Origin of the sequence: Spirillospora sp. NPDC052269 (assembly GCF_040679435.1) — a bacterium.
Taxonomy (GTDB): Bacteria; Actinomycetota; Actinomycetes; order Streptosporangiales; family Streptosporangiaceae; genus Spirillospora.
The window spans coordinates 52,245-76,693 of the sequence record NZ_JBFAUU010000030.1; the positions used below are offsets into that span (position 1 = coordinate 52,245).

At 70.1% G+C, this 24,449-nt stretch carries 28 protein-coding genes; 11 read left to right on the top strand and 17 right to left on the bottom strand.

Annotation, left to right across the window (positions count from 1 at the left end; all coding sequences use genetic code 11):
* Positions 1 to 40 precede the first annotated feature (40 nt).
* Positions 41 to 1,312, bottom strand: a complete 1,272-nt coding sequence (locus AB0L06_RS40790; RefSeq protein ID WP_500236820.1) for a peptidase inhibitor family I36 protein — start codon at positions 1,310 to 1,312, stop codon at positions 41 to 43.
* Between AB0L06_RS40790 and AB0L06_RS40795 the strand changes: the two genes are divergently transcribed.
* Together AB0L06_RS40795 and AB0L06_RS40800 are read left to right on the top strand one after the other, a co-directional pair.
* Positions 1,311 to 1,853: a hypothetical protein gene (locus tag AB0L06_RS40795; protein ID WP_500236821.1), complete on the top strand. Its 543-nt coding sequence runs from the start codon at positions 1,311 to 1,313 to the stop codon at positions 1,851 to 1,853. The two genes, AB0L06_RS40790 and AB0L06_RS40795, sit on opposite strands and share 2 nt — an antisense overlap.
* 39 nt (positions 1,854 to 1,892) lie before the next feature.
* The gene (locus AB0L06_RS40800) at positions 1,893 to 2,300 is read left to right on the top strand and encodes a peptidase inhibitor family I36 protein (RefSeq protein WP_500236822.1); all 408 of its coding nucleotides are present in this window, start codon (positions 1,893 to 1,895) and stop codon (positions 2,298 to 2,300) included.
* A 184-nt stretch (positions 2,301 to 2,484) separates the two neighbouring features.
* Here the strand turns inward: AB0L06_RS40800 and AB0L06_RS40805 are convergent, their stop codons facing one another.
* Both AB0L06_RS40805 and AB0L06_RS40810 read right to left on the bottom strand, forming a co-directional pair.
* Positions 2,485 to 3,330, bottom strand: coding sequence for a hypothetical protein (locus tag AB0L06_RS40805; RefSeq protein ID WP_500236823.1), 846 nt, complete (start codon positions 3,328 to 3,330; stop codon positions 2,485 to 2,487).
* Entirely contained in the window at positions 3,327 to 3,827 is a 501-nt protein-coding gene (locus tag AB0L06_RS40810; protein WP_500236825.1) for a SigE family RNA polymerase sigma factor, read from the bottom strand. The genes AB0L06_RS40805 and AB0L06_RS40810 overlap by 4 nt, the downstream gene beginning before the upstream one ends.
* Before the next feature lie 102 nt (positions 3,828 to 3,929).
* On the opposite strand from AB0L06_RS40810, the gene AB0L06_RS40815 reads away from it, so the two are divergent.
* The 3 genes from AB0L06_RS40815 to AB0L06_RS40825 all read left to right on the top strand — a co-directional run bounded on the left by AB0L06_RS40815 (position 3,930) and on the right by AB0L06_RS40825 (position 5,469).
* Positions 3,930 to 4,232, top strand: coding sequence for a hypothetical protein (locus tag AB0L06_RS40815; RefSeq protein ID WP_500236826.1), 303 nt, complete (start codon positions 3,930 to 3,932; stop codon positions 4,230 to 4,232).
* Positions 4,233 to 4,895: 663 nt separating this feature from the next.
* The gene (locus AB0L06_RS40820) at positions 4,896 to 5,105 is read left to right on the top strand and encodes a helix-turn-helix transcriptional regulator (RefSeq protein WP_500236828.1); all 210 of its coding nucleotides are present in this window, start codon (positions 4,896 to 4,898) and stop codon (positions 5,103 to 5,105) included.
* Positions 5,077 to 5,469, top strand: coding sequence for a hypothetical protein (locus AB0L06_RS40825; RefSeq protein WP_500236830.1), 393 nt, complete (start codon positions 5,077 to 5,079; stop codon positions 5,467 to 5,469). The genes AB0L06_RS40820 and AB0L06_RS40825 overlap by 29 nt, the downstream gene beginning before the upstream one ends.
* A gap of 350 nt (positions 5,470 to 5,819) precedes the next feature.
* On the opposite strand, the gene AB0L06_RS40830 is transcribed toward AB0L06_RS40825, so the two are convergent.
* Both AB0L06_RS40830 and AB0L06_RS40835 read right to left on the bottom strand, forming a co-directional pair.
* The gene (locus tag AB0L06_RS40830; protein ID WP_500236831.1) at positions 5,820 to 6,815 is read right to left on the bottom strand and encodes a hypothetical protein; all 996 of its coding nucleotides are present in this window, start codon (positions 6,813 to 6,815) and stop codon (positions 5,820 to 5,822) included.
* Positions 6,816 to 7,086: 271 nt separating this feature from the next.
* Entirely contained in the window at positions 7,087 to 8,265 is a 1,179-nt protein-coding gene (locus AB0L06_RS40835; protein WP_500236832.1) for an MFS transporter, read from the bottom strand.
* Between the two features lie 126 nt (positions 8,266 to 8,391).
* Between AB0L06_RS40835 and AB0L06_RS40840 the strand changes: the two genes are divergently transcribed.
* Positions 8,392 to 8,736 carry an ArsR/SmtB family transcription factor gene (locus AB0L06_RS40840; protein ID WP_500236834.1) on the top strand — a complete coding sequence of 115 codons (345 nt, stop codon included), beginning with the start codon at positions 8,392 to 8,394 and terminating at the stop codon, positions 8,734 to 8,736.
* Positions 8,737 to 8,908: 172 nt separating this feature from the next.
* On the opposite strand, the gene AB0L06_RS40845 is transcribed toward AB0L06_RS40840, so the two are convergent.
* Positions 8,909 to 9,703 (bottom strand): nucleotidyltransferase domain-containing protein, encoded by a 795-nt coding sequence (locus AB0L06_RS40845; RefSeq protein WP_500236835.1) that lies wholly within the window; start codon positions 9,701 to 9,703, stop codon positions 8,909 to 8,911.
* A gap of 339 nt (positions 9,704 to 10,042) precedes the next feature.
* On the opposite strand from AB0L06_RS40845, the gene AB0L06_RS40850 reads away from it, so the two are divergent.
* Positions 10,043 to 10,759: a class I SAM-dependent methyltransferase gene (locus tag AB0L06_RS40850; RefSeq protein ID WP_500236837.1), complete on the top strand. Its 717-nt coding sequence runs from the start codon at positions 10,043 to 10,045 to the stop codon at positions 10,757 to 10,759.
* Between the two features lie 78 nt (positions 10,760 to 10,837).
* Here AB0L06_RS40850 and AB0L06_RS40855 read toward each other — a convergent pair whose 3' ends face one another.
* Both AB0L06_RS40855 and AB0L06_RS40860 read right to left on the bottom strand, forming a co-directional pair.
* Positions 10,838 to 11,827: a HEAT repeat domain-containing protein gene (locus tag AB0L06_RS40855; protein ID WP_500236838.1), complete on the bottom strand. Its 990-nt coding sequence runs from the start codon at positions 11,825 to 11,827 to the stop codon at positions 10,838 to 10,840.
* A 19-nt stretch (positions 11,828 to 11,846) separates the two neighbouring features.
* On the bottom strand, positions 11,847 to 12,518 hold the full coding sequence (locus tag AB0L06_RS40860) for a HEAT repeat domain-containing protein (RefSeq protein ID WP_500236840.1): 672 nt from the start codon (positions 12,516 to 12,518) through the stop codon (positions 11,847 to 11,849).
* A 273-nt stretch (positions 12,519 to 12,791) separates the two neighbouring features.
* On the opposite strand from AB0L06_RS40860, the gene AB0L06_RS40865 reads away from it, so the two are divergent.
* Positions 12,792 to 13,553, top strand: coding sequence for a hypothetical protein (locus AB0L06_RS40865; protein WP_500236841.1), 762 nt, complete (start codon positions 12,792 to 12,794; stop codon positions 13,551 to 13,553).
* Between the two features lie 135 nt (positions 13,554 to 13,688).
* Here the strand turns inward: AB0L06_RS40865 and AB0L06_RS40870 are convergent, their stop codons facing one another.
* Positions 13,689 to 14,303 carry a TetR/AcrR family transcriptional regulator gene (locus tag AB0L06_RS40870; RefSeq protein ID WP_500236843.1) on the bottom strand — a complete coding sequence of 205 codons (615 nt, stop codon included), beginning with the start codon at positions 14,301 to 14,303 and terminating at the stop codon, positions 13,689 to 13,691.
* Between the two features lie 26 nt (positions 14,304 to 14,329).
* Here AB0L06_RS40870 and AB0L06_RS40875 point away from each other — a divergent pair, with 26 nt between their 5' ends.
* Positions 14,330 to 15,664 carry a M14 family zinc carboxypeptidase gene (locus AB0L06_RS40875; RefSeq protein ID WP_500236845.1) on the top strand — a complete coding sequence of 445 codons (1,335 nt, stop codon included), beginning with the start codon at positions 14,330 to 14,332 and terminating at the stop codon, positions 15,662 to 15,664.
* Positions 15,665 to 15,678: 14 nt separating this feature from the next.
* On the opposite strand, the gene AB0L06_RS40880 is transcribed toward AB0L06_RS40875, so the two are convergent.
* From AB0L06_RS40880 to AB0L06_RS40890, 3 genes are read right to left on the bottom strand one after another with little or no spacing between them, the layout of a single operon-like run.
* Positions 15,679 to 16,128 (bottom strand): SRPBCC family protein, encoded by a 450-nt coding sequence (locus tag AB0L06_RS40880; protein ID WP_500236846.1) that lies wholly within the window; start codon positions 16,126 to 16,128, stop codon positions 15,679 to 15,681.
* Between the two features lie 47 nt (positions 16,129 to 16,175).
* Positions 16,176 to 16,664, bottom strand: coding sequence for a DinB family protein (locus AB0L06_RS40885; protein WP_500236847.1), 489 nt, complete (start codon positions 16,662 to 16,664; stop codon positions 16,176 to 16,178).
* A 17-nt stretch (positions 16,665 to 16,681) separates the two neighbouring features.
* Positions 16,682 to 17,005, bottom strand: coding sequence for a class I SAM-dependent methyltransferase (locus AB0L06_RS40890; RefSeq protein WP_500236849.1), 324 nt, complete (start codon positions 17,003 to 17,005; stop codon positions 16,682 to 16,684).
* 85 nt (positions 17,006 to 17,090) lie between these two features.
* Between AB0L06_RS40890 and AB0L06_RS40895 the strand changes: the two genes are divergently transcribed.
* Complete coding sequence (locus tag AB0L06_RS40895; RefSeq protein WP_500236851.1) at positions 17,091 to 17,741, top strand: helix-turn-helix domain-containing protein; 651 nt, start codon at positions 17,091 to 17,093, stop codon at positions 17,739 to 17,741.
* Here AB0L06_RS40895 and AB0L06_RS40900 read toward each other — a convergent pair.
* Positions 17,678 to 18,844 carry an NAD(P)/FAD-dependent oxidoreductase gene (locus AB0L06_RS40900; protein WP_500236852.1) on the bottom strand — a complete coding sequence of 389 codons (1,167 nt, stop codon included), beginning with the start codon at positions 18,842 to 18,844 and terminating at the stop codon, positions 17,678 to 17,680. The two genes, AB0L06_RS40895 and AB0L06_RS40900, sit on opposite strands and share 64 nt — an antisense overlap.
* Positions 18,845 to 18,913: 69 nt before the next feature.
* Positions 18,914 to 19,783 (bottom strand): RNA polymerase sigma factor SigJ, encoded by an 870-nt coding sequence (gene sigJ / locus AB0L06_RS40905; RefSeq protein ID WP_500236853.1) that lies wholly within the window; start codon positions 19,781 to 19,783, stop codon positions 18,914 to 18,916.
* An 86-nt stretch (positions 19,784 to 19,869) separates the two neighbouring features.
* Here sigJ and AB0L06_RS40910 point away from each other — a divergent pair, with 86 nt between their 5' ends.
* Positions 19,870 to 22,203, top strand: a complete 2,334-nt coding sequence (locus AB0L06_RS40910; protein WP_500236854.1) for a hypothetical protein — start codon at positions 19,870 to 19,872, stop codon at positions 22,201 to 22,203.
* A 144-nt stretch (positions 22,204 to 22,347) separates the two neighbouring features.
* Here the strand turns inward: AB0L06_RS40910 and AB0L06_RS40915 are convergent, their stop codons facing one another.
* From AB0L06_RS40915 to AB0L06_RS40925, 3 genes are read right to left on the bottom strand one after another with little or no spacing between them, the layout of a single operon-like run.
* Positions 22,348 to 22,680: a hypothetical protein gene (locus tag AB0L06_RS40915; RefSeq protein WP_500236856.1), complete on the bottom strand. Its 333-nt coding sequence runs from the start codon at positions 22,678 to 22,680 to the stop codon at positions 22,348 to 22,350.
* Positions 22,680 to 24,272: a hypothetical protein gene (locus AB0L06_RS40920; RefSeq protein ID WP_500236858.1), complete on the bottom strand. Its 1,593-nt coding sequence runs from the start codon at positions 24,270 to 24,272 to the stop codon at positions 22,680 to 22,682. The genes AB0L06_RS40915 and AB0L06_RS40920 overlap by 1 nt, the downstream gene beginning before the upstream one ends.
* Positions 24,269 to 24,406 (bottom strand): hypothetical protein, encoded by a 138-nt coding sequence (locus AB0L06_RS40925; RefSeq protein WP_500236860.1) that lies wholly within the window; start codon positions 24,404 to 24,406, stop codon positions 24,269 to 24,271. Before AB0L06_RS40925 ends, AB0L06_RS40920 begins: the two co-directional genes overlap by 4 nt.
* Positions 24,407 to 24,449 lie beyond the last annotated feature (43 nt).

Consider the following 24,449-nt stretch of genomic DNA (forward strand, 5'->3'; position numbering starts at 1 on the left):
GGCGCGACTGAGGCCTGCCGCCGGTGCCCTTGTCCCGCTCCTACGAGGGCGGGGGCTGGTGAAGGCGCAGGCTTGCGTCCTTGGCCGAATGGTCGTTGGTGAAGATGCGCTGCGACGAGATGGCATGGGAGTAAGGGGCCAGGTCCGGGTCGGTTTCGCCCGCGTGGACGCCGATCCAGCTTCCGTCGCCGCCGGACTCCGGGTACAGAGCCAGGTCGACGGTCATCTTGTTGGCCACGGACTCGATCGCCTTGTCGTAGGGAGGTATGAAGTCGTACGTCTGGTCCGGGACCTGCGCGAAGGCCATCCACCCATGCCGTCGGTTGAAGTCGCGGTGCTCGTAGAAGCACGCATAGCCCGTGGGGCAGGCCGCCAGGCCCGCGACATCGCGCGCGACCCAGAACTGGTTGAGGTTGGCCGGTCTTGCGACAACGGCCGACCGGTGGCGGTAGTCGAAGATGATGGGCTGACGATGCACGAGGGGCGCTGGCCCGTTGCCCGACGCTCCCGCTGAGGTTCCACCCGGTGTTCCCCTCGTGGTCGTTGAGGCCATGCTGATGACCGTCGCGGTCACCGCTGCGGCCACGACGGCCACCACCGCGACCACACCGCTCACGGTGGCCACGGGATGGTGGAACACCCAGTCGCGTGCACCGCGCAAAGCGCCGGCAGCGGGAGCGGGAGCGGGAGCGGCGGCCGGGGAAGTGACGACCGGCGCGTCGACGGCCGAGTCCGGATCAGGCGGTGCCGCGGACGCGGCGGCCGACGAAAGGGGGTCCGCCGGAGCGGCCATGGCGGCCTGACGAGCCTTGATCGCCTCCTGGCGCAGTCGCTCCCATTCGGGCCACGGCCGCGGCCGATAGGGCGTGGCGCCTGGCGTCGACAGGCTGTTGTTCTTCGCGTGAAACTGCAGGGCCTCGAGGAGGAACCGGAGCGAGCGGGGGTCGCTGGGGACCGACCTGCCGTTCAGCCAGTCGCTCAGCGTGGACACTCCCAGTCGCACCGGCGGCTTCTGCCGTTCGGCCAGCATCGTCAGCGACCGGTACGGAGGCCGTCCCGCCGCGAGGTAGAGACGGCGCAGCTCGGCGCTGAACTGCCCCGAACAATCGGAGGAAGTCGTCACCTTCGACATCCTCCCACCGAGGCGACCGAGGGTGTCCGTTTCGATGCGAACAGTGTCCGAACAAGGCGCACAAGTGCCACTGACCTGCCCGGATGCTGTTCGGCCGAACGCCTCCCGGTCGCTGGTCGAACCCTCGCCGTGGGCTACTTGAACCGCCCACCCACAACTCCATCCGAACAGGAGAAGCATGAACACCACGATCCCGACCGCCGGCAAGATCGCCGCCGGACTCGCCCTGGCCGCCGGCGCGGTCGCCGCCACGTTCCTCACCACGACCGCACACGCCGAGGTCAACGTGGCCGCCCTGGCGACCGCGTCCTGCGACGCGCCCGGACTGGACGACGGACGGTCCTGCGCCGGGGCGCTGGAGTGGGCGCAGAACCACATCACCAGCAGCAACGCGGGCTACTACAACCAGTGCGACCACGTCATGGGCCTGGCCTACGGCTGGGAGCACAGCGGCTCGGAGACCGCCATGGTCCACTGGCGGCAGATCCCCGGCCAGTACAAGCACGCCGGGGACGACCAGCCGCCCGCCGGCGCCCTGGTGTTCTTCTCCACCTCCAAGCCGGCCGGCCACGTGGCGATGTCCACCGGCGGCGACGGCGTCATCTCCACCGACATCGGCGGTCGCGGCTCCCTCACCCGCAGCACCATCGGCCAGATCACCGGCAAGTGGAACGCCCACTACCTCGGCTGGGCCAACCCCTGGTTCAAGGCCAACCACTGACCACCGGTCACCCGTTCACCTCAATCGAAGGGACACGAAATGCGCATCTCCATCGGACGCCTGGCCTCCACCGCGGTCCTGGGTCTGCTGGTCACGGCCCCCGGCGCCGCTCAGGCCGCTCTCATGACACCGGCGCACGCCGTGCCCGCGGCCGCGGTGACCGCCTCCGACGGCGACTGCCCCGACCTCACCTTCTGCGTCTGGGACGCCGAAGGCCACGCCGCCCACTACCGCCACGGCGCCGACGACGTCCGGGCGCAGGGGCTCACCGGTCCCGCGGTCCGGGGCTGGAACCGCACGCAGAGCACGTGGTGCATCTACGAGAGGACCAAGATGAACGACACCGACCTCACCGCCAAGGACGCCAAGGTCCCCGCCGGCGACAAGGGCGGCACCGGCTTCGGGTTCCTCTCCCTGCAGCCTGAGCACATCTTCCACATTTGCTAGCGGAGCCCGGCATCGCACGGCCGTTCCCGCCTTCCCTTCCACCGAAGGCGGGGACGGCCTGGCCCATGCCGGGCCAGGCCGTTGCGGGGGACCCGCGGTCCTACCTGCCCGAGGACGAGCCGGATGATCGCGGCGGGCAGAACCGGCTCACGGACGTCATCCTGCGTCCGCTCGGCCTCGGAGGTCACTGGTGGCAGAGCGGATGCTCCTCCCCGGCGGCGCACATGCCGTTGTCAAAGACCTCCCGCGGGTGGAGCTTGGTGCCCAGGACCTGGAGGATCTGGCCGTGGCGGTCGTAGGCGACGACTCGTGTCGGGTGTTCGGTCGAGGTTCGGGCTGCGCCTGCCGTCAGGTCGCCGGTCGCCGTCGGGTCGGGGACGGTCCGGCCCCAGTGGGCCGAGAGGAAGTACCCGTTGCGCAGCGATGCCGTGAGCGTCCTGCCGTCGGACCAGGTGACATCGATGCGCTGCACGCCGGGCTTGGCCCGGCCGGCGAGCAGGAAGACGATGTTGTTGGGCTTCCTGGAGACCGCGACGCTCACGGACGAGAAGATGTCCACGCGCATCGGCGTCTGGATCAGCTCTGGGTCCGGCGGGCCCACCGGGATCCAAGGAGCCGCCGAGCTGGGGCCCTCCATGTTGCCGATGTGCTCGTTCCCCGAGCACAGCATCAGCCGGTCGTTGTTGCCGACCCAGGCCACGAACCCGTCCGCGCCCAGGTCGATGCGGTTGAGCAGCCGGTAGGCGTCGGAGGCCCCGCGCAGGCAGCCGCGCGCCACGGCGCGCTCGGCCGGGGTGTTGTCCGGCAGCCCGCTGCTCGCGGCGACCCTTCTGGTCTCCCCGCCGGACGACGGAACGGCGAACGGCAGCACCACCAGTGCGGTCAGCCCCGCCGCGGCGAGCGCGGTCCCGGTCGTCCGCACCCGGCGCCTCCGGCGGTGGCGACGCAGCGCGCGTTCGGCCATCCCCGGCACCGGGGCGGCCTGCTCGGCGAAGTCCCGCAGGGCGTCCTGGATCATCTGCTCGGTCATTGCCGTCCTCCCGTGAGATCCAGTTGCGGCGCGAGCCCGCGCAGCCGCTCCAGCGCCCGGTGCGTCTGGCTGCGGACCGTCCCGACCGAACAGCCCATGATCTGGGCGACCTCGGTTTCGGAGAGGTCCTCGAAGTAGCGCAGGACCAGGACGGCGCGCTTGCGCGCGGGCAGCGCCGCGAGGGCCGCCCGGAGCGCCAACCGCTGCTCGACCTCCCCGCTGGAGTCCTGCTGGAGCGCCTCGGGCGGGCTCGCCACCGAGGTCTCCCGGCCGCGCCTCCGCCACCGTCCGACCCGCTCGTTGTACATGGCGCGACGGACGTACGCCTCGGGGGCCCCGTGCACGTGTCGCCAGCGCGCGGCCGTCTTGGCCAACGCGTTCTGCAGCAGCTCCTCGGCCTCGTGCTGGTCGCCGGTGAGCGCGTACGCGGTCCGGATCAAGGCGGGCGACCTCGCCTCGACGAACTCGGTGAAGCTATCTCGCGCTTCCTGATTCACGCCGACATCCCTCTTCTCATCACCCCCTCAGACGCGCCAGGTCACGGCAGCTATGCCGCCTCACCGAAGAAAGTGGAGGACGTCCTGCGATTCATCGGTTCGATGCGCACCCGTGCGGCCCACGTCACCCGCCGACCGGCGGATTCGGCGCCAACACCGGCACCCGGCACCCGGCACGCAAGGAACCTCACCACCGAACTGATCTCCGTCCTGCGCGGCCACGCCGACCCGCGACTGCTGGACGACCACGAATCCGGGCATCGCGCGGTGGGCTGGATCACCGTAGAGGAGGCACTACTGCGCGGCCGCGCCCGGGTCCCGGTCGAGGGACGCCCGCTGCTCAGCGGGGCGGCCGCGGCCATCGGCGGGTGGGGTGGACACCCGGGTTTGGACGACCGGGGATGAGCCGAAAGCGTTGTGACAGCGGCGTCCCGCGGGGCCTGCTCCAGGCGCGGGTGAACCGGTTGTCGCCTGGGCTCGGGAGGACGATGCCTTGCCGACTGTCCAGCGACATTCAGGATGTCGACGTAGAGCGCTGGTGAGTCATCCGGGATGAGGATGAGCTGGTGGGGCGCACGTGGCCTGTGTCCGTTTTCGTATGCGACGACATGGTGAGGATGAACCGTGCTCGTCCCGGGGTTTCGCCGGCTTGGTCCCGCCGCCTCGCAAGCCGACGCCGCGCACTCCGGCCGAGGTGCTGGAGTTGGCGGTGGCGTCGAAGAAGGAACGGCCGGAGCGGACCGGGGCGCAGCCTGCATTCGACGCTGGGCTGGTCACCCAACGAGCGGACGCTGCTGCGTCATTTCGACGGCCTGGAGCTTCGCCGCCCGGAGGGCAGTGCACCGCGGGCGTTCGGCCGGTTCAAGGCCGACCGGCCCAACGAGGTTTGGACCGGGGACGCGCTGCACGGCCCGAAGATCGGTGGCCGCGAGACGTTCCTGTTCGCCTTCATCGATGTCTCGGCACTCCGACTCCGCAACGCCGCCGGCTCCCACGGCCCTGAACTCACAGCAGTGACATGTAAAGCTCGCTTGACACCCAGGGCCGGGTGACAAGCATGCTTTACACATGCGGAACAGGGTCAGCGAACTGCGATCGGCGGAGGGGCTCTCCCAAGGGCGGCTAGCGGCGGCGCTGGGAGTCTCCCGACAGACGATCAACGCCATCGAAACCGAGCGGTACACGCCTTCCCTGCCGCTCGCGTTGGCCTTGGCCAAGTTCTTCCACACCAGCGTTGAGGAGATGTTCGATGTCAATGAAAGCCCGGCAGATGACTAAGAACCCGATCCCCGCCTTCTTCCTGGGCATCGGAATCGTCTGCCTGGTGGCTGCGGCCGTCGGCGGACATCCCGTCCTTGGCCTGGTAATGCTCGCGATCATGGCAGCCTGCAGCATCACCCTGATCCTGCTGAGGCGACGAAGCGAAACCTTTCAGGGCCTCACAGAGGAGCCCGACGAGCGATTCACCCTGATCAGCCTGCGCGCATGGGCCGGCACCGGCGTGGTGCTGACCTTGGCCAACCTCGGTGCCTTCGTCGGCGGTCTGGCATCCGGGCACAACGGAAACCCGTACTACTGGCTGGTGGGAACCGCCGCCATCACCTATGTCGCATCCGTCGGCCTCTCAGCCCGACGCACCTGAGGCGCCTTCTGCTCTACCGATTTCCTCCGGGAAAGCACTGACCGGTGGGACGCTTGGCAGCACCGAATCCGACAGAGTAACCACCAAGCCGATAACGTGCACACAAAGGGCTCGTCGACAAACGGTCGACGAGCCCTTCTCACGTTCCTACTTCACCACCGTGAACAACGCAGTCGTCACCATCTTCAGTGTCCGGCAACAGCCGACCGTGCCGTGGCCGGCGGTTCTACCGGACGCCCTTGCCATGGTGCGGGCGGCAGGCCCATGCCGCCCAGTAGCCGCGCCGCACGTCCTCAAGGTCGTCGTGGTTCCTTCACGCAGTGCCCAGGGGCGCCGGTTCATACTCGCCTTCAGGACGGCTGCCGGTCCTCGCTGCCGCCTAGTGCGTTGAGCAGCCAGGTGTTGGCTCCGACGGCTTGGGCGGTCAACTCCTCGCGGGCCTGCCGTGCCGCCTCCAAGCCGAGGTCACCGGCGAGGTCACGGGTTTCGGTGAGGTCGTCTGCGGCCCTCTCAGCCATCGTGCGTGCGAGCAACCCGGCGTAGGCGTCGGTGTTGTCGGTCAGCTGCTGGATCTGTTCCCATTCCCTGTGTGCCCGGACGGCCCGTTCCACCGGGCGGGCGTACTCCTCAATGCGCTTGATCACCGCCTCGTCGGCTCTCCTGGCCGCCGCCACGACCTTGGCCTGCGGACGCAGTGCCTGACGGACCCGGTCGGTGGCCGCCTCCGCGTCCAGGCGATCGACCTCGGCGGCCAGCGGCGCCATCTCCTTCATCCGCGTCGCGAGCATCCACTCCTGCTCCCGCAGCGTCATGAGGACGAGAGTTCCGTCGAACGCCGGGGCGAGCAGGCGCTGCGCCTCCTCCACCTGCTCGCGGACCGCGCGTACCCGTGACAGCCGCGCCCGGTCGGTGTCGCCGAGGTCGGCGAGGAAGACGACGCGATCCCGTCCCACCACGTGGGTCGTTCCGACACCGGTCGCCTCGAGGAGGAAGAAGTAGTAGGGCCAGATTTGGCATATCACCCACGCGATCAAGGCGCCGCTTCCCAGAGGCGCCAGCCACGAGATGAGCGGCCCCCACGCCAAGCGGAGCATCTTCCAATTGGTAGGGCTGTTCCGGCGATCGGTGGTGTTCCAGGGTTGCAGGGCCATCGGGCCGACCGCCGCGGCCGGCAGGACCCACCACCAGCTGGCCAGCTGATTCAGCGTCACGACGACAGCGAGCACGACGCACAGCGTCACCGTGCCGGAAAGAGCCCGCTGACGGAGGAACCGGTGGGAGCCGGGAGGTGTTCCCGGCTCGTCCAGTAGCAGCGCCCCCGAACCGGACTCCAGATCCACGAGCATCCGAGCCGGCAGTGTCGGGTCGCAGACCACCCCTTCGGATCGGCGCGTAGCTTCGACTCTCACAGTCACCCCGTAGCAGAATCTTCCCGAGTAGTCCCAGGTAGTCGGGTCATATTCGCACAGGCGAACATCGCGGCATCTGCCGTGACGAAGCCGCGGCCCGCGCTTGGTCCCGGAGACGACCGAGCGCGGGACGTTGATGTGGAGAGGTGTCGAGCCCCAGAAGCGGCGATGGGGTCCGGGGCTCGTGGTGGGTGCTGGCAGGGAGGGACTATGCCTTGACCTTCTCCGGGGTGGAGGAGGCTGCTGCGGGCGCACGGCGGCGTGCGGTCATCAGGTGGTAGAGCAGCGCCAGGGTCGTGACAGCGGCGGCCGGCAGGCCCAGCTCGGCGGGAACGATGGCGAACCACTCCTGGACGAGCCCGCCCAGGGCGCCGCCGAGGGCGATTCCGACGTAGATGGCCGAGGAGTTGAGGCCGAGCAGAACCGGTGCCGCGGCCGGGCTGAGGGCGATGAGCCGGTGCTGTTGGGGGACGACGATGACGCCCAGGGCGGCACCCCAGATCACGGCCCACACCAGGGTGGACGCGAGCGTGGCGGTCGCCACCGAGGTGAGGGCGAGGGCGATGGCGGCGATGGCGATGGGAGCGGTCAGCACGTGCGCGGGGTTGTGCCGGTCGACCAGCCGTCCAGCGATGATGTTTCCGGCCAGGATGCCGATTCCCCAGGCCAGCAGGATGAGGGTGAGCAGCGATTCGGAGCCGTCGGTCACGTCCTGCAAGGCGGGGCCGATGTAGGTGTAGAGCGTGTAGGCGCCGAGGAAACTCAGCGTGGTGACGGCCAGTAGCGCGAGGACCCGGCCCTGCTTGAGCGGGCGCAGTCGGTCGCTCAGTGAGGCGGCGGGGAGCGTCACCTTGGGGAGGCCGACGGCGATTCCGAGGACCGCGACGAGGCCGACCCCGGCGACGGCCCACAGGGTGATGTGCCAGTCGGTGCGGCCGATCAGGGTGCCGAGAGGAAGGCCCAACGCCGTCGCCAACGTGAGGCCGCCCAACACGAAGGCCAGCGCCCTGCCTCGGCGTTCCGGGGGCGCGATGGCCCCCGCGGTGCTGGAGGCGGCGGAGTTGATCATCCCTGCGCCCGCCGCGGTGACGATGCGGGCGATCATCACCACCGCGTAGGTGGTGCCGAGGGCCGTGGCGGCGTTGCCGACCACGAAGACGCTCAACGCGATCAGCAGCGCGGTCCGCCTGTCCAGTCCGCTGGTGAGCGCGGCCATGACGGGCGCCGACAGGGCCATCACCAGGGCGAACACCGTCACCAGCTGCCCGGCGACCGGAGTGGAGACCCGCAGGTCCGTGGCGATGGCGGGGAGCAGGCCGGCGATGACGTAGCTGTCGGTGCCGACGGCGAAGGTCGCCAGGGCGAGGGGGAGGAGTCGTTTCAACACCGGGTGGTGCCGCCTTTCCAGAGCGATCTCGGAAGCAACGAGCGAGACCCTAGGCGACATATTGATGCTTGTCCATGTATCAATGACTTTGCTAGTGTGCGGGTGTGCTGAACTCAGGGAGCGGCGATGCGTGAGGTGTCACAGCCGGCCGCCGAGGCCATTCGCCTGGTGGAGGTGCTGCGCGCTCTGGCCGATCCGGTGCGGCTGGAACTCGTCCTGCGGCTCGACCGGATGGGCGAGGACTTCTGCAACGCGGTCGGCGCCGAGATCGACGTCCATCAGACGACGCTGTCGCACCACTACCGGGTGCTGCGCGAGGCCGGCGTGACCTGGACGACGGTGCAGGGCCGATCCCGGCTGGTCCGGCTGCGCCGAGAAGATCTCGACGCGCTGTTCCCGGGCCTGCTCGACTCCGTCCTCAGCGCGCAGCGCCGAATGGCCGACGCTGGGACCACCGTCGAGCCTTCGTAAGCGCGAGCTCTTCGCTCGGGCGCTGGACGGGTTCACTCCCGGTCACGCGAGGGCGCGGTTCAGATGACAGGACCGAGCAGGCCGATGACCTCTGCGATCGCCCCTGGCGAGGGATGGACGGCCTGGGGCGACGAGGCCGTGGGAACTGCGGTTGGGTGTCAGGGCGTCCCGGTCAGCGGCCTTCCTCAATGACGTCGTTGAGGTACTGCATGGCGAGCTTCTCGGCGTGGTGGCGTCGTTCGACGGTTGCTCCGTCGGCATCGGACCATCGGCGGTAGAGGTCGACGGAGGCGAGGAGCGCCCGTCCGGCTTCCTGACGGTCGTGGCCGCACAGCGTGGCCTGAAGATCGCGTGCCTCGTCGGGCGCGATGGTCTCCAGGCGGCGGACACCGCGGGGGAGCGCGCCCACCCGGCGGGCGGCCAGGGGGCCGAGCACGGTTTCACGCAGGTAGGTGAGGAAGCCGATGGTCTCGAACAGTTCGCCGCGGCCGAGCTTCGTCGCGCCGTAGTGCACCCAGATCCAGAAGCGGTCCTCGATCCACTGAAGGTCGAACTCCGGATTGACCGGCGGCCGCTGGGCAAGGGCGCCGGTCAGGAGGCCGTCCCGGTCCCACAGGATCTCCGGGTCCTCGGTCCGCTCGGCGAAGTCGGAGACCCGGACGAACTTGAAGTCGACGTGCAGGAGGGGCGGTCCGACGAGCGTGATGATCAGGCGCGGCTCGCCGACGTGCTCTCCGGTGAATCCGGCCACCAGGGACGTCCAGGAGCCGATCAGCGCGAGCCGCTCCCGCATGACCGCTTCGTAGGCGTCGTCATCGATGACCAGGACCAGGTCCACGTCCGAGTAGACATCGGGGCGGCCCCCCGCGATCGATCCGGTGAGCGCCACACCGGCCACGCGCGCATCCTGCCGAATCCGAGGAAGAGCTTCGCCGAGGAACCGGCTGTGCAGGGAGGGAACGTCCATCTGCTTTCCTTCCGATCGGAGCAAAGCAGAACAACGTAACACTCGCCCGAGCAGGCCGGCCCAGAGGCGGCCGAGGCCGAACGATCTTCGACCTGCGACTCGGGTCATATGCGCTTTCTGTCAGCAAGCGGAGTGCTGTCCCGCTCAACCACCGAGAGCACGCGAGCTGACAGGAGCGACCCATGAAGCACCGCACCGTCGTACTCGGCGCCGGATATGCCGGGGCCTTCGTAGCCGGGAACCTGGCCCGCCTCGTGGTGTTGTTCACAGGAACAAACAGCTCAGTCGCAGCATCAAACGGGCTGTACCAGCCATGCCCAGTCTGCAGATCGGTGTCAGGTGAACGACTACGACAGCTTCGCCGAGGCGTATTCGGCGGAGAACGAGAACAGCCTCGTCAACGCGTACTACGAACGGCCCGCGATGTTGTCCCTTGCCGGAGACGTGGCCGATCATCGGATTCTTGACGCGGGTTGCGGTTCAGGTCCTCTCGCGGCCGCACTGCGCGACCGCGGGGCCGATGTCACCGGCATCGATGTCAGCGCCGGGATGCTGGCGTTGGCGAAGCGGCGGCTCGGGGAAGACGTCGACCTGCACATGGTCGACCTGAACGACCGCCTGCCGTTCGCCGACGGCGCGTTCGACGACGTGGTGGCGTCGCTGGTGCTGCACTACCTGGAGGACTGGGGGCCGGCGCTGGGCGAGTTGCGGCGCGTGCTCAAGCCCGGCGGCCGGTTGATCGCGTCGGTGGACCACCCCTTCGTGGCCTACACGTTCTCCGATCCTCGGCCCGACTACTTCGCGACCACCAGCTATTCCTTCGAATGGTCGATGAACGGGCAGTCCGTTCCAATGAGGTTCTGGCGCAAGTCGTTGCACGCGATGACCGATGCCTTCACCACAGCCGGTTTCCGTCTCTCCGACATCAGGGAGCCGCAGCCCGATCCGGCCGCGCGGGAACTGTTCCCCGACGACTTCGACGGCCTTTCGACCAGGCCATGTTTCCTGTTCTTCGTCCTCGATGTACCGCCGCCCGCGACCGGGTCGGACGAGTAGCGGGCGTCTCCCCGAGACTGGCCCGAGTGTCCCGGCGGACGCACGTCCACGGCTGAGCTCGCATCCGGGGATGACGCGTTATCGCGCGTCGCGGAGCTTGAGGATGTATGTCGCGGTCAGCGCGACGGCGCGGTCTTCGTCATGTGACAGGTCCGCGAGGACGCGTGACGCCATGGTTCCCGGGATGTCCGCGAGTGCCTGTGTCAGCCGTTGGCGTCCGGACGATTCGACGGTGTCCTGGGTGAGGCGGTCGGCGAGGTCGGCGGCGATCCGCTCTGCTTGGGCGGGGGCGTTCGCCAGTGTGCCCAGCGCGTCGGCAGCGTCGGTGTCGTTCGTCCCCTCGACGACCATGTCGACGAGCGTGGGGATCGCGTCGGCCACGCCGCGCGTCCCGAGCGCCAGGGCCGCGTACCCGCGGACCACGGGGTCGGCGCTGGTGAGAGCGTCGTGCAACAGTGCGGTCGCCTCGCCGTCCGGGATCTCCACGATCGACTGGACGGCGCGTTTCCGCACTTCGGCCACCGGTGAGTCGAGGCCGTCCGCCAGCAGCGGCAATCCGCGGCCGCCCGATCGCGCCAGTGCCCATCGCAGGGCTCCGGCGACGTTGGGGTCCGATTCGTTCAACGCCGCCTCGGCCAGAGCGTCCGCCGGCACCGGCACCTCGTCCGCCGAGGACAAGGCCGCCCGCTGGCGCTTTCCAGCGCTCTGCGACCCCAGGTCCTGCAGGAGCGCGACCATCTGCAGGACGTCCGGCCAGCCGGCGGGTTCCGCGGCGTCGATCTGACGGAGTCGCGTGAGCAGTTCGGTCTCGCGCGTGATGCGTTCCCGCGTCTGGCGAATGAGATCGTCGACGAGATCCGACGGCTTGAAACCGGGATCGTCCAGCGCGGACCGGACCTCACGCAGCGACAACCCCAAGGACCGCAGGCTCTCGATGTGGAAGATCCGCCGGATGTCCTCGCTGGAGTACTCCCGGTATCCGGCCCCGGTACGTCCCGTCGGCCGCACGAGGCCGAGCGACTCGTAATGCCTGAGCATGCGGGCGCTGACCCCGGACCGTCGCGCCACATCCCCGATCAACACCGCCCTACGCCCCCTCCTGACCGGCCGAGCCGAGGGTCACCAGGCGCTTGGCCTCCTCGATCGCGAGATCGACCCCGATCTTCGGGTCACGGAAGAGCTTCTCCGTGACGATCGCATGCTGACGCACGCGAGGATCGGCGTGCCTCATCGCGGCGCGCAGGGTCGGCATGATCACCTCACCAAGCTCGATCAGCGCCCGGCTCAGGCTCAGCTGCGTCTCACGCTCACCGCGTCCCAGCTGCGTCGCCAGCACTCCGGCCAGCTCGGCGCGTTCATCCTCGGGCGCCAGGACGACCGCCGTCCGCCATGCGGTCCGCGCCACCTCGTCGTCGGCATCGGTCAGGAGCTCCCGGGTGATCGCGGGCCAGGCCCGCCGATCCCCGACCTTGGACAACGTGTGCAGCGCCTGGCTTCGGGCCTGGGGGTTCTCCGAACCCAGTTCGTCGATGAGCCTGGGAACCGTCACCACCGGGGAGTGGCAGGTGAGCGCCCACGTCAGCATGTCGCGCACGAAGAACTCCGGCTCGACCGCGGACCGCTCGATGAGCTTCTCGACGAGCCGCGGGTCCGGGGCCATTCCGACGGCCATCGCCGCCCGCAACCGCACCGACGCGTCGTCGTTCTCCAACCCCCGAAATGCCCGCTCCACGATCGTGTCCTCTTCCGGCATGGCCATGGGGACCACCTCCTCTGCAGCAGTGAAGACCTTGTCACAGTGTCAAGGTCAAGCCCACCGACCTCCGCACCAAGCGCCTGGTGAGCACCCTCCGGAGCCGCCGGTGTCGGCCGCGCCAGGCTAGCAAGGCATTGATATATGCACAATAATCCATGTTTCACTCAAGGCTCCGGCGGCACTGACGACTCCCTGAGGTTCCCGCCGCGGCGGAGAAGTCGGTAAAGTCGCGATCTTCGGTCGGCGTCAGCCGCTGGAGTCTGAAGGCGAACGCCCATGATCGACTCTGACCCGATGGCCACTCGGCACAACCTGAACATCGCGCTCGAAAACCTGGCGGCCGTCTTCGCCGGGATGACCGCCCGGCCGGAGGAGTACAACTGCCCGTGCCATTGGGGCAGTTCGGAAGAGCTGGCGCAGTTGAAGACGCCGGATGTGAAACTGGCCCCCGACCTTCTCCAGCGCACCTGTCGGGCGCCGGACTGGAACGACCACGCGGCGGTACTGCGGCGCATCCTTCCGCAGTTCGCCTCGGCACTGGTCGCCGGATCCATCGCTCCGTGGTCCGGCCTGGAAGAGGCGGGGCGATGCCTGGCGCGCGGCAACTGGCAGCGATGGCCCACCGAACAGGCCGCTGCGGTGCGCGCGTTCCTCGACGCCTGGTGGGCTCACACGCTCACCGCCCTGGAACCCGCCGTGCCCGCCCACCAGGTGCTGGCCCTGAACTCAGAGGCATCGGCCACGCTCACCCCCTGGCTCGCCACGTGGGAGGCGAACCGGCATCCGGTGGCGAACCGGCACCTGGCTCAAGCGATCACGCACTGGGCGGACGGCCTGCTGAGCGACTACCTGCCCTGGGATGCTTGGGAGGACGAGGAGCAGACGCGTGCGGAGCTGACGACCTGGCTCGTCACCCACGCCCCCGCCCGGCTGCGGGAGCGTGGTGACGCCGAAGAAGCGCTGAACACGGTGCGGCTGCTCGGCCTCACCGGTCCGGCCCGCTGGGACGACCCGCATTGGCCCGCCCAACGCCGTTGAGGTCAGATGCGCCAGTTCCGGAAGTGCTTGATGAAGATGCCGTCCCGGTGTTGGCGAACGTCCGGCCGGTGATGGTCTTGCTGCACTGGTCGGCAGCGGCGACGTCGGGGACGGTGTGGAGCGCGGCGCACGGGGTCAGGCGGGGCCGAGGACGTGGGGGGTGGCCAGGGCACGGGCGGTGTCGGCGAAGTACTGCTCGGGGGCCTGGGCGGACAGGCCGAGGATGACGCCCTGACTGAGGCCGGCCAGGAGTGCGCGCAGCGCGGTGGCCAGTCGTTGCGCCTGCCGGGCCGTGACGACGCCGCCCTGGTGCGATCGTCCGGCGAACAGCGTGGTCAGGCGTTGCTCGTGCGCCTGGATGGACGCTGCGAGCCTCGCCTGGAGGTCGGGGTCGCGTAGGGCGGCGTCCTGCAGGCTGGTCTCGAACGACAGGTGCCGCAGCGCGTCGGGGTCGTCGCAGATGCGCCGGTAGTAGCGGGCGAAGGCGTCGACGGCCGCCGGAAGATCCAGGTCGGCGGGGACGGCCTGCTCGATCCCTTCGTGGTGCGGGCCGAGGTGCTCGGTGACCAGTTCGATCAGCAGGCCGTTCTTGCTGCCGAACAGCGAGTAGACGGCGCCGGTGGTCAGGTCGGCCCGCTCGGCGATGTCCTCCAGCCTGGCGCGGTGGCCGTCCCTGGCGACGATCGCGCGAGCGGCGTCCAGCAGCGCGCGGCGGTTGCGCTCCTTCGTCTCCGCCCTTGTCATTCTCATAATCTCATTATTACAGTAACCGGATTATGAAACCAGCCGAGTACATGGGCCGGGTCGTGCCCCGGCCGTCCTTCCCGTCCGTGGACGACCTGCATGCCGAACTCGACGCGGTGGCCGCCGCCCAACCCGGCCTCGTGCGACAGCGGCGGATCGGTACCTCGCGGCTGGGTGAGCCACTGCGTGTGTTGACCGTCGGCGACGGTCCGGCGGACGCGGTGGTCATCGGCGGGCCGCATCCCAACGAGCCGGTCGGGTTCGTCACCGTCGTCGCGCTGCTCGACCTGCTGTGCCGTGACGCCGAGCTGCGCGCGGAGTTGGGGTATCGCTGGCACTTCGTCGCGTGCGCCGACCCGGACGGCGCCCGGCTGAACGAGGGCTGGTACGGCAGACCCGGCGACCGCCGTGCCTATGCCGAGCACTTCTACCGCCCGGACCTGGCCGACCAGGTCGAGTGGACGTTCCCGCTGTCGACCGGCGACTACAGCTTCGATCGCACGCTGCCCGAGACGACGGCATTGATGCGGCTGATGGACGAGGTCGAACCGTCGTTGGTCTGCTCTCTCCACAACGGGGAGTACCAGGGCGCGTTCTTCTACATCAACCGCGACGACCCGGCGCTCGCCCGTCAGCTGGCCGAACTACCCGGGCTGGAGGGCCTGCCGCTGCACCTTGGTGAGCCCGAGTTGCCAGGTTCCGAGCCGATCGCCCCGGGCGTCTATGCGACGCCCAGCGGCGCACGGATCGGCGAGGTGTTCGGCGCGGGCGCGAGCAGCGCCGACTACGCCGCCCGGTTCGGCGCGCTGCATCTGGTGACCGAGGTGCCCCTGTGGGCGGACGGGCGGGTGTCCGATCAGACCGAGTCGGGCACCGGCTACCAGCGGATCGTCGCAGCCGGTGCGGCTGATCGGCGGGAACTGCTCGCACTCCTGGAGGACGCGCTGACGGCCGTCGCCGACGACCTGAGCGTGGCCTCGCCGTTCCGTCGCTCCGCCGAGGCCACGCTTCAGACCTTCCGCACGCTCACCGAGCACGTCGAATCACTTCCCGGCCCCGACCGGCCCGCAACGGTCGCCGAGGAGTTCGACCACCGCCAGGCCGTCCACCTGTTCCGGCTTCGCCTGCTCGGGACCTTCCTGCGCATGCTCGACGCGGAGATCGCCGCGGGCAACCCGACCCCGGACATCCGCGCCCAGCGTGAACTGCTCGGCGCGCACTTCGACCGCCGGTTGGCCGAAGCCGAAGCGGAGGCCCCGGAGTCGGTGATCGAGATTCGCAGGCTGGGCGCAGTGCAGCTCGGAGCCGTTCTCCTTGCCGCCGTCCGCGCCGCCGAAGGGTCCGTTCCAGGAGTCGCCCGAGAGTGAACGCGTCGCTGGTCTCAGTCGTTCGACTCGTGCAGCTCGGCGTGGCGGGCCAGCCCCTCGGCCATGTCCTGCATGAATTTCTGCAGGTAGCGCGGCATGAACCAGCGCAGCAGCCAGGTCGTCTCGTACTCGCCGTGCCAGTGGATGACCGTGCCTGACGTGGACGTCGGCTCCAGTTCGATCCGCGCGCGATAGTTGCTCATCGAGGAGATGAAGGCATCCTCGTAGCCCAGGAGGCGTGGCTCGACCTTCTCGGTCAGGCGCTCTCCGGTGATCGCGCGTCCGGTTCGGAAGGCTCGGACGGCACCGACCTTGTCATCGCCGTCAGGGTCGAGGCCCTCCGAGCGCGTCGTGTCCAGGCTGTCCACCTTGGACCACAGAGGCCAGCTCGCGGCGTCGACCAGCAGCTTCCAGACGGTCTCCGGCGAGGCGGCGCTGGTCACGGTGACGTCGTACTTGTGCATGGTGGCGGGTTTCCTCGAGTGCGGAAGCGGGTGCGGGAGTCCGCTGGTCAGCGGCCGGTCGCGCCGTCGATGAGTTCGCGCAGGATGTCGGCGTGGCCCGCGTGGCGGCCGGTCTCCTCGATCATGTGGGTGAGTGCCCAGCGAACGCTGGGGGAGGGGCGTCCCGGGCGCGGCCGGGGGAGTGGCGCGCTGAGGTCGGTGCAGCCGTCCAGTACGTCGTTCGCGCGCTGGACGGCGTCCTGGTAGCGGGTCACGACGTCGGTCACGCCGTCCGCGGGTGCGGCCTGGAACGTGGCCTGCCAGTCCGTGACGGTGTCGCCGAGGAAGACGGAGCGTTCGACGAACGTCAGGTGGTTGAGCAGGCCGAGTAGGTTCGTGCCGGACGGCACCGCGGCCGTCCGCACCTGCGGCTCGGGGGCGTCTTCGACTTTGGTGGCGATCGAGGCGCGGAGGTAGTCGAGGAATCCGCGCAGGGTCTCTATCTCGGTGCCCCCGGTCCGGGGTGGCGGGGTGTCGTGGCGCGTGGTGCTGGGCATGGCGGTCTCCCTTCTGGTCAGGCCGTCCGGCGGATGACGAGGACGTGGTCGGTGACCTCGGCGGTGCGTCCGCCCGGCCCGGTCGCGATGCGGCGGGGCGTGTCGGCTCGTTCGACCGTCCAGGTCACGGGGTCAAGGTCGATGTCGGCGGCGGTGACGTGCCATCCCCGGCGGGCGAGGAACAGCGCGTCGCCGCCGGAGCCGCATCCGAGGTCCAGCGCGTCCCCGGGCGGCAGGTCCGTGATCGTCTCGGTGAGGCGGACGTTCGGGCGCGGGCCGGCGGACGCGGGTCGGGCCGCGTAGACGCCGTCCCAGAACGTGACCGGATCGGTGGTGCTCATCATGGGCTCCTCTGTCGGGATTGCCCAGTCTTCTCAGAGGGCCGCGATCTGGCACGAAATCTTGCCGTTCCAGCAAGATGGTCCGATGGACCACGTGACGGACGACGACGTGCTCGACGCGGTGGGCCCCCGGCTCCGCGCATTGCGCCGGGACCGCGGCATCACTCTCGCCGACCTCGCCGCGACGACCGGGGTGTCGGAGAGCACCCTGTCCCGGCTGGAGAGCGGGAAGCGCCGGGCGACCCTGGAGTTGCTGCTGCCGCTCGCCCGCGCCTACGACGTTCCGCTGGACGACCTGGTCGGCGCTCCGCGCACCGGCGACCCCCGGATCCACCTCAAGCCGATCAGCCGGTTCGGGATGACGTTCGTCCCCCTGTCGCGGCGGCCGGGCGGGGTGCACGCCTTCAAGATGATCATCCCCGCCCGGCCGGCGCCGCTCGAGCCGACCCCGCAGACGCACGAGGGCCTCGAATGGCTCTACGTGCTCAGCGGTCGCCTGCGGCTGATGGTCGGCGAGCGCGACCTGACGCTGCCGCCCGGCGAGGCGGCCGAGTTCGACACGTCCTTGCCGCACTGGCTGGGCAGCGCGGACGGAGACGCGGTCGAGCTTCTCATCCTGTTCGGCCCGCACGGCGTGCGTTCGCACGTCCGCACGAACTCCCGCCGGTCGTCTCAGGCGGCGGCCGACGGTGAGTCATCTTCGCGGGAGAAGAAGGGGATCTCGACGCGGACGTGATCGGCGGCGGCGAGGATCTTCTCCGCGTCGTCGACCGGCGGGTGGATCATGCGCATGATCCACTTCTTGACCTCCTTGCCCTCGGCCCCCGAGGCCATCACCTTCCGGTCCCAGCCCCGGGTGAAGACCCCACCGGCGGCGCCCAGGTCAAGGCAGGTGACGTACGGGCCGGGGGTGAAGTCGCGCAGCGGGACGCCGAGCAGGTCGGCCGCCGCGTTGTACCCGGCGGCCCTGCCGAGCGGGACGGCGTGCTGGCAGGCCTGCATGACCGTGCTGTCGTCGTCGAAGGGCGCCGCGGCGGTGTCCCCGGCGGCGAACACGTCCGGGAGGGCGCGAAGTCGCCGGTCGACCGGGATCCGGCCGAGGTGGTCGAGTTCGCCACTGATCTGCCGGGTGAGCTCGCTGGCCCGCATCCCGACCGTCCAGACCACGGCGTCCGCTTCCACCTTGGCGCCGTCGGACAGGACCGCGTACCCGTCGCCGACCTCGGTCACCGTCGTCCCGAGGCGGCGTTCGATGCCCAGCTCGTCCAGTGCCGCCTCGATCTCCTCGCGTGGACCCGGGCCGAGCGCGTGCGCGACGGCCTGCGACCGGTCCACCAACAGCACCCGGCCCCGGGCGGCCAGCTCGGTCGCGGCCTCCAGGCCGGCGAAACCGGCGCCGACGACCACGGTGGTGGGGTTCGCCCGGTCGCGCAGGTGGTCGGTGAGACGCCGGGCCCCGTCCAGGGTGTCGATGTCGAAGAGCCACTCGGCGCCGGGCAGTTCCGAAGGCGCGACGAGTCGGCTCCCGGACGCCAGGACCAAGCGGTCGTAACCGACCTCCCGGCCGTCGGCCACGACCACGCGGCGGGCGGTGTCGATCGTGCTGACCGAAGCCCGCAGGTGCTCGACGCCGATCGGCCCGAGGATCCTGCGCAACTCCACCTTGGCCAGGTCCGGCTCCGGCTCGTACAAGCGCGGACGCAACACCAGATGCTCGTCCGGCGCGATGAGGGTGACGCGCAGGTCGGCGCCCCCACCCGCCCGTTCGCGTGCCAGCGCCGCTCCCGCCGCGCTCCACACGCCCGCGAACCCGCCTCCGATGATCACAACATGCGCCATCGTGAAGTCCCTTCTCAACCTCGCCGCCCCGGGGCTCCGGGGTGGCGGCAGGGAGACAAGACGGCGCGTTCAGATGTGACCGATGTGGGCGAACTTCTCGGGGTTGGCCAGTCTCCGCAGCGTCGTGATCCGGCCGTCGACGACCTCCACGGTGTCGAGCCAGACCAGCACGCCGCCCTGGTAGGTCGCCAGGGCCGGGTACCCGTTCACCTCGACGATCCGGAACGCGTCCGGACACCTGAGTTCGATCTGCCGGACCGCCAGCAGGGCGATCGTCTCGACGCCGCGGACCGGCCTGCGCGCGGCCGTCGCCTTGCCGCCACCGTCGGCGACGTAGACGGCCTCGGGGTTCAGCAGCCCGACCAGCTCGGCCATGTCCCCGGCGTCGGCGGCCGCCTTGAACGCCCTGAGGACGCGTTCGGTCTCGCCCCTGGGCGCCCGGGGACGCTCCGCGACGGCGGCGACCCGCGCCCGAGCACGAGAGGCGAGCTTGCGGCTCGCGGCATGCGTCCCGCCGAGCACCTCGGCGATCTGGGCGAACGGGAAGCCGAAGACGTCGTGCAGCACCAGCGCCACCCGCTCGTCAGGGCTGAGCGTCTCCATGACCACCAGCATCGCGGTGCCGACCAGGTCGTCCATGAGCACCTGCGCGGCGGCGTCGGGCCCGGTCAGCAGCGGTTCGGGCAGCCACGGCCCGACGTAGGACTCGCGGCGGACGCGGGCCGACTTCAGCACGTTGTACGACGTCCGGGCGGCCAGGGTGACCAGCCAGGCCCGCAGGTCCCGCACCTCGGACAGGTCGGCTTCGGCGGCCCGCAACCAGACGTCCTGCGTCACGTCCTCGGCCTCGGCGACGCTGCCGAGGATCCGGTAGGCCGCCCCGAAGACGGCGGGACGATGCGTTTCCCATTCGGCTTCCGCCAACGTGCCGGTCGGCATCACTCACGGCCCCCAGCCTTCGCATCAGTGGTCGGCCCACGATCCCAGGCGGCTGCGAACGGTGTGCGGCAGGTGTCGGGAAACCGGTGGCGAGGAAGATCTTCTCGGGCTACGCTGCCGGGCCGAATCGGGCCTATCGGGAGCTTGTCATCAACACCGTCCAGCGCGCGTTCTCCACCTTGTTCACCGCCTCTGACCTGGCGGAATGGCGTCCGCTGCTGACGTCGGCCGCGGACTGTTTCGCCCGGTCGCTGGAGGGCGGACCGCTGCCCGCGCGGCTTGTCGACGCCGTTCTGGAGGAGGGGAACATCACGTCCGTCCTGCACATGGCGAACGGGTCCGTCTACCGGGACGACCTGGAGCTGCAGGCACGCCTCATCGCGGTCGGGCATCCGGAGATCACCGCCGCCATCCTCTACCACCGAGACTGCAGCGGAGACTGGTGGCCGTTGCGCGGTTGCCGTGATGCGTTGGCGGCCGCGCGTCCTCACGAGGGGTGGACGAGCCAGAACGGCGCCGTGTGGCTGTTGGAGGCCAGGATGTCGCGGTGGCGTCGCGCCCTGGTGGTGTGCCCGATCGATGGTTTGGCACGCTCGGCGCTCATCGACATGGCCTCCGACCTCACGCGTGCCGAGCAGCTGCGCGGGCTCGTCACCGTCCATGACCACGACGGTGGCCTGGAACAGCTGGGCCGATTCGACCAGAGCATGTTCCGTCCGGAGGTCGCCGAGGTACTGCGCGCTGTCCTGGCCACGGGGGATGTCGCCGCGTTGCGCGAGGCCGTGGCCGTGGCCGAGGGCACCGAGGGCCTCATCGAAGAGCTCTACGAGCCGATGTCGCAGTCCGAGGTCCGGGACATGCTGGAACTGCGTGTTCGCCCCGACTGGGAAGCCCTTCGCCGCGCGCACGCCGGCCGCCCGTTCGGCGACCCTGTGATGGAGGGGCTCGCGACGCATCCTGATTGCCCCGCGGACCTGCGTCCATCCGTCCCACCTGCGCCCGCGCCCGCAGCGAAGGACGAGGTGGACGGGCCCGACCTGCCGGCGCTCGTCGCCAAGCACCTTGGCGACGAGGTGGAGACATGGCGTGCCGTCCGCGCCCGGCTGCCCCGCTTCAAGGGGGACCTCGCCGACCTCCTCGTGGAGATCGGCGAGGCGGCGCCGCACAAGAGAGGTGCCAAGCCGACCGCCTGGCCCGGCGCGGGAGACCTGCCCGCCTGGGACACCGTCGCCTCCGTCTCGGGAACCCGCGCGAAGTTCCTGGCCCTCCTGGACGCCGCGTCCGCCGAAACGCAGCTGAAGCTGGTCAAGCACCTGGACGACCGCACGGTCGCCGACCTGTTCGGCCAGGGCGCCTGGCAGGACGCCTGGCTCGACTTCGCCGTGAAGGCCAGGCAGAAGCGCTACCGGCTCGCGCTGGCGCAGCGGCCCTCGCTCGCCCCCGAGGCGATCGAGGTCCTGATGAGCCGGGACGACCCGGCGGTCAACGCCCGGCTGTTCCTGCGGAGCGGCGCCACCGGGCCCCAGCGGGAACGGCTGCTGTCCGGCCGGCTGAGCAAGGACCTGGTCGAGCGCCTCATGGAACGCGACGGCGGTTTCCGCGCCCGCGACGCGGTCAGCTGCTCCGACGTGCGACTGCAGCGGCACATCCTGACCCTGGTGCGGGTGCGCGGCATCGTTCCGCAGCAGCGTCTGATGCTCAACCTGTGGGAACGCGGCGGCCCGGACGCGGTGCGCAGCCTCCTCGAGAACGAGCCGGAGGGACGGAAGTTCAACCACAACGTCATTCGCCAGGAGGTGCGCCGGCTCATGAGGCAACTGGTCGCCGAGCCGGACGCCGACAAGGCGCTGGAGACGTTGCGTGCCACCGTCACCGCAGGTGAGAGCGCCGAGGCCCAAGTCGGCCTGCTGCGCACGCGGGGCACCCACCCCACCGCCTCGGCGGTGTTCAGCGAGTCGCACCTGTGGCGGTGGGACGAACTCATGGCCGAACACCGGCGGCGGCCGCTCGGCACGGTCGCCCTGCTGGGCCTGGCCGAGTTGCCCGAGTGCCCGCAGGACCTTCGTGACGAGGCCGACCGGTGGCGATGGCGCTGGATCGGCGAGACCAACGACGCCGTCGTAGGCGAGACTCCGGAGGAGATGCTCCGCGACAACACCGCCGGTCCGTGGCTGCACGTCGCGGTTCGTGAGAGCAGGGTGACCTGGGAACAGGCGGTCGCCCTCGCGCACCCGGCCGGTGAGGCGCTGGCCGCCATGACCACCCCGGAGGCACGCGCGGCCCTCGCCCCGTTGGTCCGCGAGCATCTCGACCCGTCCCGTGACTCCTGGGTCCTCGCCCTGCGCATGCTCCCGGACTTCACCGGCAGTGTCGCCGAACTCCTCCAGACCGCCGCCCTCGCGACCGCCGCACCGCACTAGCGTTCTCCCGCGCGGTAGGGCTGTCGGGCTGCACGGCCGTGCGGTGGCCCTCTCCGCCATCGACCACCACGTCGAGGTCATCGCCGTTCTGAGCCGGGAGGAATGACGCCAACCCGGCGCGAACCCGACGCGAACGGGATGACGTCACCAGGTCTCGTGGTCGATTCCGGTGGTGGCGATCCGCAGCGCGTTGAACGCCGCGTACGGACGGTCGTACGAGCTCATGCCGCCGTGCGTCGGCATCGGAAGCTTCGGGAGAAGAGCGAGCACCACGTCGAGCCGTCCCTGCCTGGCCGCGAGAATGAGCAGGTCCACGGTCGGGACCTGCCGCTTCGCGGGTGGGATCTGGGTGATCTCGGCGTACCGGCGGGCGAGGTCCTCGTCCGCCGGATCGCTCGGTTCGTCGGTCGACAGGTTGTTGCGCTCGGCCCATTCGTGCAGCAGTTCGGACTGCCCGTGCCGCCGGAGGAGCGCCATCACCGTCCAGTCTCCGAACCAGTCCTTCGCGTCACGCAGGATGTGTTCGGCGAGGTCGGTCCTGCCCGTGCGCAGCAGGTAGGCGACGAGCGGGATTCCGGCGGTGTCGCCGGGGCCGCCGGTGCCCTCGTCCAGGAGGGCCAGCGCCTCGTCCTCTCGGCCGCCGTGAAGGGGCGGCGGCGCTCCGGGGTCGCCGCGACCAGTGCGCGCACGCCGTCCGGCTCGCCCCGCCGGGCCCGGATGAGGGCCGCTTCGTGGAGTGCCTCGCCCGCCCACGGGAGCGTGTCCGTGCCGTACTCCACGACCGATTCGAGGAACACCTGGAACAGGTCGTCCAACGTGTCCGGGCCGGGCGGGGGCCATTCCCCGGTGTCCGGCTCCGGCTCGGTGGCGTCGAGGAACCCCTCCAGGATCTCGTCCAGCGACTCGTGGACCTGCCCCTCGGCGGCGGCGCGCGCGTTGGGGAAGACGTCCAGCCGTCCCCAGTGGACGGGCCACGCGTGGCGGCGGTCCACCGTCCAGGCGAGCGTCCCGGTCAGCTCCCGCTCCCTGCCGGGAGGCGCGATCACGAATCCCTCCTGGAAGGCGGCGGCCCAGGTCCGCTCGTCGAGCGCGAAGGTCGGATTGGGCCCCGGCCACACCTCCTCGCCCATGTCCTCCTCGTCAAGGAGCAGCGGACGCGGCGCGGCGGGCTGCCGCAGCAACGTGATGTCACCGACGGCCTCCCCAGTGTTCACGCGCACGAAGTGCAGGACGGTCGGACCCGCCGCCACCAGCACGTCGTCCGCTCCCCAGACCAGGCAGGTGGTGCTCTCCGGGACGTCGAGCACGTGAAGGCGCTCGGCCCGCGCGTCGCCCAGCGACCAGATCTCGACCTGCTTGTCGGCGGTGAGGAAGGCCGCTCGGTCACCGTCGGGCGCCCAAGCCCATGCCGGGACCATCAGTTCGCCGTCGGGCTCCTCGACCGCCACGTCGACGTCGTAGAGATGCCGCCCCGTCCGGTCCGCGATTCCGACGCGGGAAGGGCCACCGTGGCCTCCGGGGACGACGACGGCGAGCCGCGTTCCCCAGGACAGGAAGGCGGACCGGTACCCCTCGGTGCGGAGCCCGGGCACGGTGGCGATCTCCCTGGAGCCGACGTCGATCGAGAAGATCCTCCCGTCCTCGTTGCTCCCGTAGATCCGCTTCCCGTCCCGGGACCACGTCGGCCAGTGCAGAACGAGGCCCGCACCGTCTTCCTCCTCGTACGCTTCGTCGTCTTCCTCGTCCTCGTCTTCGTCCTGGTCCAGCAGCGGCACCGGCACGGTCTCCAGGCCGGGGAACGTCACGATCGAGCCGTAGGTGTCGGAGTCCTCGTCCATGGCGTAGGCGCGCAGCCCGTCGGGCGCGAACGCGAACGGGTCGGGACGCCCGTTGTAGGTGGGGCGGACGGTCACGTCCGGCTCGCCGTGCTCTTCGCCGAAGGGGTCCACGACGCCGATGTTGTTCGACCGGTACATCACCGCCAGCCGGGTCCCGTCGGCCGACCACTGGAGGTTCCAGCCGTATCCGGGCCAGCCGATCCCGCCCACGAACTCGTCGATGACGTTCACGCAGCGGCCGGTGGCGACCTCGAAGATCTGGAGGGTGGCGGGGGGAGCAGATCGCGCTCGGGCTCGAACGCGGCCCAGTCCTGTGTCTCCAGCGCGTCCAGGACGGCACGCCTCGTCGTGTCGGTGATCTTCATGGGCGGCGATGCTAGGGGACACCACCGACGCTCCGTGTCACTT

Excerpts from the sequence above, each read along its gene's own strand:
- AB0L06_RS40795 (WP_500236821.1), top strand. The coding sequence starts at position 1,311 with ATGAACACCACGATCCCGACCGCCGGCAAGATCGCCGCCGGACTCGCC.
- AB0L06_RS40790 (WP_500236820.1), bottom strand. The coding sequence starts at position 1,312 with ATGCTTCTCCTGTTCGGATGGAGTTGTGGGTGGGCGGTTCAAGTAGCC.
- AB0L06_RS40800 (WP_500236822.1), top strand. The coding sequence starts at position 1,893 with ATGCGCATCTCCATCGGACGCCTGGCCTCCACCGCGGTCCTGGGTCTG.
- AB0L06_RS40805 (WP_500236823.1), bottom strand. The coding sequence starts at position 3,330 with ATGACCGAGCAGATGATCCAGGACGCCCTGCGGGACTTCGCCGAGCAG.
- AB0L06_RS40815 (WP_500236826.1), top strand. The coding sequence starts at position 3,930 with ATGCGCACCCGTGCGGCCCACGTCACCCGCCGACCGGCGGATTCGGCG.
- AB0L06_RS40820 (WP_500236828.1), top strand. The coding sequence starts at position 4,896 with ATGCGGAACAGGGTCAGCGAACTGCGATCGGCGGAGGGGCTCTCCCAA.
- AB0L06_RS40825 (WP_500236830.1), top strand. The coding sequence starts at position 5,077 with ATGTCAATGAAAGCCCGGCAGATGACTAAGAACCCGATCCCCGCCTTC.
- AB0L06_RS40830 (WP_500236831.1), bottom strand. The coding sequence starts at position 6,815 with ATGCTCGTGGATCTGGAGTCCGGTTCGGGGGCGCTGCTACTGGACGAG.
- AB0L06_RS40840 (WP_500236834.1), top strand. The coding sequence starts at position 8,392 with ATGCGTGAGGTGTCACAGCCGGCCGCCGAGGCCATTCGCCTGGTGGAG.
- AB0L06_RS40845 (WP_500236835.1), bottom strand. The coding sequence starts at position 9,703 with ATGGACGTTCCCTCCCTGCACAGCCGGTTCCTCGGCGAAGCTCTTCCT.
- AB0L06_RS40860 (WP_500236840.1), bottom strand. The coding sequence starts at position 12,518 with ATGGCCATGCCGGAAGAGGACACGATCGTGGAGCGGGCATTTCGGGGG.
- AB0L06_RS40865 (WP_500236841.1), top strand. The coding sequence starts at position 12,792 with ATGATCGACTCTGACCCGATGGCCACTCGGCACAACCTGAACATCGCG.
- AB0L06_RS40870 (WP_500236843.1), bottom strand. The coding sequence starts at position 14,303 with ATGAGAATGACAAGGGCGGAGACGAAGGAGCGCAACCGCCGCGCGCTG.
- AB0L06_RS40875 (WP_500236845.1), top strand. The coding sequence starts at position 14,330 with ATGAAACCAGCCGAGTACATGGGCCGGGTCGTGCCCCGGCCGTCCTTC.
- AB0L06_RS40880 (WP_500236846.1), bottom strand. The coding sequence starts at position 16,128 with ATGCACAAGTACGACGTCACCGTGACCAGCGCCGCCTCGCCGGAGACC.
- AB0L06_RS40885 (WP_500236847.1), bottom strand. The coding sequence starts at position 16,664 with ATGCCCAGCACCACGCGCCACGACACCCCGCCACCCCGGACCGGGGGC.
- AB0L06_RS40890 (WP_500236849.1), bottom strand. The coding sequence starts at position 17,005 with ATGAGCACCACCGATCCGGTCACGTTCTGGGACGGCGTCTACGCGGCC.
- AB0L06_RS40895 (WP_500236851.1), top strand. The coding sequence starts at position 17,091 with ATGGACCACGTGACGGACGACGACGTGCTCGACGCGGTGGGCCCCCGG.
- AB0L06_RS40900 (WP_500236852.1), bottom strand. The coding sequence starts at position 18,844 with ATGGCGCATGTTGTGATCATCGGAGGCGGGTTCGCGGGCGTGTGGAGC.
- sigJ (WP_500236853.1), bottom strand. The coding sequence starts at position 19,783 with ATGCCGACCGGCACGTTGGCGGAAGCCGAATGGGAAACGCATCGTCCC.
- AB0L06_RS40915 (WP_500236856.1), bottom strand. The coding sequence starts at position 22,680 with ATGGCGCTCCTCCGGCGGCACGGGCAGTCCGAACTGCTGCACGAATGG.
- AB0L06_RS40925 (WP_500236860.1), bottom strand. The coding sequence starts at position 24,406 with ATGAAGATCACCGACACGACGAGGCGTGCCGTCCTGGACGCGCTGGAG.